Below are 7,262 nucleotides of genomic sequence, written 5' to 3' on the forward strand. Positions count from 1 at the left end.
GATTTTCCAGTCTTTATAAGTTCAAGCCGACTCAATCAAGCAATTGCAGCTCCTTGGCCTGAGCGATCGCTTTGGTCCGCCGGTTAACCTTGAGCTTCGTGAAAATATTTTTCACATGAACCTTCACCGTACCAACCGCCACAACTAACTGCTCCGCAATCTCTTTATTCGTCAATCCCGTGGCCAGTAAAGCGAGCACCTCCATCTCACGCTCTGTCAGAGGCTCCTCCATCGGGTGCGGCGTTCTTGGACTCCCCTTCCCATTCTCCGGCTCGCTATCGAATTGGCCCAGCGACCGCAGCAGCTCGCAAATATACAAGCTCTGCGCGGCTATGGCATGAAAGATGCTGATCCTCTCCGGGGAAAACACGCCTGCCACGAGCGTATTTTCAAGATAAAGCACCCCGACCGACGCCCCGTGAACGGTCACCGGCATACATAAGGCGGATTTGGGCCGATGCTTCAGCAGGTACGGATTGTGCAGCAGCCAGCTGTCCTCCGTCCCGGTATAATGGACCGATTCCTTCGTTCTGGAAACATAACGCGCAATACCGCTCGGCAACAGCTCGTTATCCTCCAATGGCGTAAGCGTGCCGAAGATGTTCACTTCGTCATCCGCATAGACCCGAACAACCAGCTCGCCATGGGATTCCGTAAGCAGCGCACCTTTTTGCGCTCCGGCATATTTCATCAAGGTGCTCATAATTTCCACCAGGACAGCGTCCAGATCCATCTTGTCCGCGATGGCTTGCGTCGCTTTGAGAATGGCGACCAGATCCATCCGCTCCGCGGCCTGAACCTCCTGGCGGATGCCGCGGTCAGGCGGAGCAGGTTCCGCTGCCGTAGAACTGCTAAAGAACGGCTGCTCGTCGGACAGCACGCTTTCAGCCTTCCCAGTACCGCGCAGCGTGTGAAGCCGCTCCTCCAAAAGCCGGGCTTTTCCACGGATTCCCCATTGCTTGTAGCCTTCCACGGCAGCCTGCCAATAAAAGAAGGCGATCTTCACTCTTCCCTGACTTGCGTAATAATTGGCCGCCAATTCGCAGGCTACGCTCTCCATTTGGATATTCCCCTGCTCTCTGGCTCCCCGAATCGCTTTGTCATACATCGCCTCGGCTGCCGCGTAACGTCCTGTGACCTTGGCCCATTCCGCTTCAATTAGACATAGCTTCGACGAGAAATTATCCGGACTCCATCTTACCCAGGTTTTAAATTGGCGGGCAATTTGTTTCACACGTTTCACCTTATTGTTCCCGCTTTGCAGTATACCGGGATCGGACAGCAGCGCAAGCGCCTCATAGAACAAACATTCCGGCAGATGAGGCAGATGGGTGGCATACGTGGCGAATTTCTCCGCTTGCTGCGCCCACTGCGCGGCTTCGTCGAACTTGCCGTTGAAGTAGCATAATTGCGTCTTGTACGTGTTGTATTGAAACAAAGTCGTCGAGAAGGTCTCTTCGGAATGAATGTGCTTCAGGAACCGTTCTTCCTCAAAATCTTGGTCGTTAAACGAACAGGGCTCTGCCGTTTCCCCTTGCAGCGCCAATATAAATTGCCGGTACAGGTGAAAATTTTGCAGCACAAACTCATCCTTCGTTTCCGCCAGCACGGCCAAATATTCCGTTATCTTCTTGGACAACGTGTCCAGGGAAGCTCTCGTGTACAAAGAATTGATATGCGCGCCCATCGAATAACTCGAATACACGTAATCGCCCGACTCCATGCTGAAACGAAGCGCTTTTTCCAAGTATGCGTCTCCTTCGTCCGCGCTTCCTACGAACTGGCAGAGCACCCCTCCGAAAATCATATGCGTGATCCCTTTGATTGAAGTCACATTGTAGCGCTCGGACAGCTCCAGACCGACCTTGGCCATCTCGTAGCCTTTCTCATACCTCCCTAGCGCAATTCCCAAAATCATACCGTACATCGAGTAAATGGCGGCAGAAAAAGGGGTATTCCCGTATTTCAACAACAATCGAATCGCTTGACATAGGAGCTGAAAAAACACGTTCTTATTGGTAAAAAAAGTAGAAGCCATGATCGCAAAAATCATATGGATGGCAGCCACTCGTTCTTTATCCGTCATTTCCGGCAGGAAAGCAAGCCGTTTATCGTGACGCCGGAGCCATAGCTCCACCCGCAAAAGCTCCGAAAAAACGGCGGCCTTCGACGGAGCTGGCGCGATGTCGATCCGGAACTCTTTCAAGCCCTGCAAGCCGAGAACCGTAGCTTCTTGGTATTTGCCTAAGTTAATGCATTGCGTGATCCGAATCATCCATACTCTGGCCCGTTCGATGGGATTGCGCGTCTGAAGCAGCAGTTGGTCGACCAATTGTATCGTATCCTCATGGTTCCCGCACAAATACTCGCATTCAGCCCGCTCCGCGTGCAGCTCGAAGCACAACGCATAATGCCGATCCCAATCCCCGGCACCGAGCAAGGCTGCCCCTTTTCTAAAGAAAACCAATGCGATATCGAAGGCTGTCGACGCCTTGGCCCGTTTCCCGGCAACGAGATTCATCTCCATCAACCGAACCGTTTCTTGCCGGTCTTCGATGACGCCCGAACCGATATTGAGATGGTGGACAGCCGTGAAAAAGTCTTCGGACTGCTCCCCGTTCAGGTCTCTCAGCCATCTGCCGATCGAAAGATGCGTGCGCTGCCGCGTATCGTCATCCATTCGGTTGTATAACATTTTCTGGAAGTTGTCGTGCAGGAAGCGAAAACGGTCCGGTCCGGACGACGCAATTAAGCCTTCATCGAGAGCCGAAGACAGCACCGATCCAACGGTCTCCACCGGCTGTTCCGAAACCTTCGCAATAAAAGAAGCTTGAAACTCGCTGCCCGTGCACGCCGCAATCCGCAGCAGCTCCTGAGCCTCGCCGGAGATGCGAAGCAGCTTATGCTCCATCAGCTCATGAACCGTAAAGAACGGCTGGCGTTCGATAATTTGTCCCAGGCTCCAGTGCCAGCGCCTGTCCTCGTGACTGTAGCGCAAGAGCCCGTCATCCTGGAAGCGTTGAAACATTTGCTTGAGATGAAACGGATTGCCTCCGGATTTGTGGTACAACACTTCGGTGAGAGGCAAGGCTTCATCGGCGTCGCAGTGTAGCGCGTCCATCACAATCGGATTCATTTGTTCCAAGGTCAACGCGCGCAGAGGGATATGGCGGACCGCGACCTCTTCGGTCACACTTCCGTCCTCCTCATACCCCGGAAGCTTCTTCGGCTCCGGGTCTGTGTCGCGATAAGCGCCGACAAACATCAAATACTGGCTTTCCGGGTCGCACAGAAGCGAATGAATCAACTGCAGCGAGGAAGTATCGGCCCACTGCAAGTCGTCAATAAACAGGACGAGCGGATGCTCTTTCGAGGCCAAGGCTTGAACAAATTTGCGAAATGCATAAATAAACCGCTTTTTGGCTTCATCCGGGGGCAGCTCTTCGGCGGCTGCGAAATCGCCAATCAGCAGCTTGACTTCGGGAAGGATCGTGGCAATAATCGCTTCGTTCGAGCTTAAGGCGTCGCGAAGCTTGCTTCGCCATGCTTCAACCCGATCCGAGCTTTCTCCCAGCAGATGGCGCAGCAGCCCGCGGAAAGCTTGAATAATCGGGTAATACGGGCTTTCCTTGGAAATTTGCTCGAACTTCCCCGTGATATAGAACGTCCCCCTCAAATGCGGTTTCTGCCGGAGAAACACTTCTTCCAACAGACTTGTTTTTCCAATTCCCGCCGGACCCGAGACATACACGATTTCCGTCGATCCGAAGCAGGTCGATTGGAAAGCTTGGGACAATAGCGAAATCTCGTCTTCTCTGCCATACAGCACGTCTTTCATCCTGAACGGCTCGTACATCTCTCCGATTTTGCTCAGATCGGCTAGTAACGCATCGGCGTCGGGATAACGGTTTTCCGCGTTTTTTTCCAGCAGCTTCATCACGATAGCAATAACCGTCGAATCCATGGTCTGACTCGGATGGATGAGCGGCAGCGGCGCTTGCGCCAAATGGGCGTGAATCCACTCTAGCGGCTCTGCAGCTTTATACGGCAATTGCCCCGCCAGCATCTCGTAAAATAGAACCCCCAAAGCATACAGATCGCTTCGTTCGTCAACCTGCCGCGGCATTCTGCCGGTATGCTCGGGGGAAATGTACGGGAGCCGGTCGGTGAAAAAGTGCGAGTCATCCGGACGAAGCGGATTGTCCATGACCATGTGCTGAGCGTGGCCTAAGCCGGTCAGAGACACGTCCAGCGTATCCGGATGAATCAGAATATGGTCTGGCCGCAGATCCAGATGAACAATATGGCGGTGATGAAGCTCCTTGACGATGGAAGCGATCGCGCAGGCCAGTTGAACAAAGGTGCCCTGATCGAGGCCGCTGCTCCTGCTCAAATACTCCCTTAAAGAGATTCTCCCGTCGTCTGCAAGCACCAGTGCGAGCGAACTCCCGAATGTCCGCAAAGCAATGGGCTTCACGATACCGTCTACTTGTAAATTTTCGATGATCTCGAATTCACGACGAAGAAGACCTTGCTCGGCAGCATCTCCTTCTTCGCTTTTGGCCGTTCGGATAAGTACTGGGTTCAACGGATCGTAATCTAAGAGAATCCCCCGGTACAGCCTCATGCGGCTGTCTTCGCTCACTATGTCTATCACTTGGAATTCCAGATTAGGATTCATGTCCGACACCCCTAGCGTACTCCTTAATAACCTTATTTTAGAAACCTCTGCTGAAGCAAGTCAACCCCCATCTTCTGCAGATAGGCAAGGGGAAGGGCGAACTTTCCAAACGCATAAAAGAGACGAGCCCGTCGGCCCGTCTCTTCATCTGCTTATCCATCGATGAATCCCGCTTGTAGCAGCATCCGGTAAATGAGCACCGCCGTCTCGGCACGCGTTAATGACTTTTGCGGACGCAGCTCATCTCCATACCCGTTCACCAATCCTGCATCAATGGCGGTCCGGATCGCGTCGCTCGCCCAGCCGCCAATCTGATCGCGGTCGGCGTAAACGGTGAGATCCGCTTGCCCTGCGCCATGGCTTGCCGCCGAATTGGCATCTGCCAGCCGCAGCGCCCGTACGAGCGTGACGATCGCCTCTTGCCGCGATACCTTCCGGTCGGGCCCGAAGGTACCGTCCCCGAAGCCATCCATAATGCCGTATGCTTTCGCAGCCGCTACGGCTCCGCTGTACCAGCTCGTTTCGCTTACGTCCCGGAAACCCGCTTGATCTCCGGCTTTCGGAAGCCCCATCGCTCTTGCAAGCAATGCGGCCAGCTCGGCACGGGTAATCTCCGCTTCAGGAGCGAATCGGCTTTCATCTACGCCATGGACGATCATCCGGCTGTTCATGCCGCCTATTTCAGCAGCCGCCCAGTGCCCTTGAATATCCGTTAAATTGGACGTTTTGGATACCGGCACGTAGGCGCTGTTCGTGAGACTGTGGATGACGGCGGCCTGCTGCCCGTCGACTTTGGTAAATTTCGTCGGCACCGGACGCGCACCGAGCTTCCCGTCCCACACGACGACCGTAGAAGCCTTTCCGGCGAAATCCTTAGGGAGGTAAAGGATTCTTTCCACATAACGGCTGAAGCCGGAAATCTCTCGTTTCTCCCCATGACGAACCACTTGAACGGTAAAATGAACCGGGTCAGCGGCCAAATGGAAGCCGCCCTTATTCGCCGCATCCCGCAATCCCGATATCGCTTTGCCCTTGTCGATCGTCAGTTGAGCTTCCGCGTCGTTCGTCCAATCGGACTCCTGACGCGTTAATTCAGCCAGAGGCAGACGATATTGGCCCTGTCGGGTTTTCAAAGTAAGAGCATCCGCCTTCTCGGCGAGGAGGGTGACTGCTTTACCGGGAATCCGCAGCGCCACTTTGCCCGCCTCATCCTCAATTGAAATCGTCAGATTCGTTCTACCCACAGCGGATAGCGAATCAAGAACCTTCTTTATCGTATCCGCATCCAATACAGCCTCGACAGACTTCGCTCCGTTGGCATCGACTTGAAGTGTGGCAATTCCGGACACCTTTTGATTATTGATCCAAATCGCCAGCGAATTGCTTGGTGCCGGCTGGCTCGGTGAGTTTGCCGCACTCGAAGGGCTCGTAGAGCCTGAGCTGGAATCGGAACCGGAGTCCGTGCTTGCCGCCGATCGAATCACGCTAAGCGTATACGTTTTAGCGGAGCCGTTCTGCGCTTTGACCTTGACCTCGAACGTGCTTTTCCCCGGCGCAAGGGAATATTCGCTGGTCATCCCATTGCCGGTTACCTGCGATCCGTTCACATAAACGGCAGAATATACATCCGAAGGGATCAGCGTCATTTTCAAACCATATACCGCATGACTGACATCTACCGTATAATGCGCGATCCCCGGGTTAAAATCGAACTTCACCGTCCCACCCAAACCTGTGAGCTGCCAGCTGGCCAAATCCGCATTGCCGCTCATTGGAACGATGTTCTTCACCTCGATCAAGCTGACGTTCGCATTGCCGGCAGTATCTGCCACAAAGACCGAATACATCCCGTTTTCTTGTACTGTAAAACGGTGATCCGCAATTTCCGTGCCTTGCTTGTCAAAATACGTGACGGCACGACTTCCAGCTGCCCACTTGATCGAAGAAACGCGATTAAACTGGCCGTATACCGACGCCGTTACGGTAACGGTCACGCTCCCGAAGGTCGGGGCGACAGGGTCCGCCTGCAGCTTGATATTCGGCGGTTGGTCGTACGTAAACGTAATGCTTACGGTTTGGTCCAGCAATAGACCGCTTGCTTCATCCTTGGCGGAATAAGTCACGTTCTCTGCCGCCGTATTGCTCACCGCAAAGGTGGCCAGACCGTCCTGATCGGTTAACCCGTAAACTTGATCGATAACGGATCGTCCGCCTGTGGCTTGAAGCATCACCCGTTTTCCGGGGAGCGGATGATCGTAATCGTCCTTGAGCTTCACGAAGATGGAGGCTTTGCTATGGCCATCCGCTCGTACGACGAGATCGCTCGCGGCCACCGTTGAGCGGAATGTACTCACCTGACCAGGAAGAAGCTGAACGCTCGCGGTCTGTGCAATCGCGGCGCCACCGACCGTCGCGCTGATCGTCGCGGTCCCTACCGTCGTCGGCGCCGTCAGCGTCGCCGTGTAGGTGCCATTTTGGTTATCCGTCACAACGCTAACCGTCCCTAACGTCGACGTGATCGCAACCGCCGCGCCTCCGCTCGTCAAAGCACTTCCCTGCGCGTCCTTCAGCTTCACGCTGA

At 54.3% G+C, this 7,262-nt stretch carries 2 protein-coding genes; both read right to left on the reverse strand.

All coding sequences use genetic code 11. The features are described 5' to 3' along the window. Window positions 1-31: 31 nt before the first annotated feature. Window positions 32-4,681 carry a helix-turn-helix transcriptional regulator gene (locus PEL01S_RS07935; RefSeq protein ID WP_204343643.1) on the reverse strand — a complete coding sequence of 1,550 codons (4,650 nt, stop codon included), beginning with the start codon at window positions 4,679-4,681 and terminating at the stop codon, window positions 32-34. Window positions 4,682-4,833: 152 nt separating this feature from the next. Continuing rightward, a partial coding sequence (locus PEL01S_RS07940; RefSeq protein WP_164824257.1) for an S-layer homology domain-containing protein occupies window positions 4,834-7,262 on the reverse strand: 2,429 nt, incomplete at its 5' end.

Origin of the sequence: Paenibacillus elgii NBRC 100335, assembly GCF_004000865.1 — a bacterium.
GTDB classification, from domain to species: Bacteria; Bacillota; Bacilli; order Paenibacillales; family NBRC-103111; genus Paenibacillus_G; species Paenibacillus_G elgii.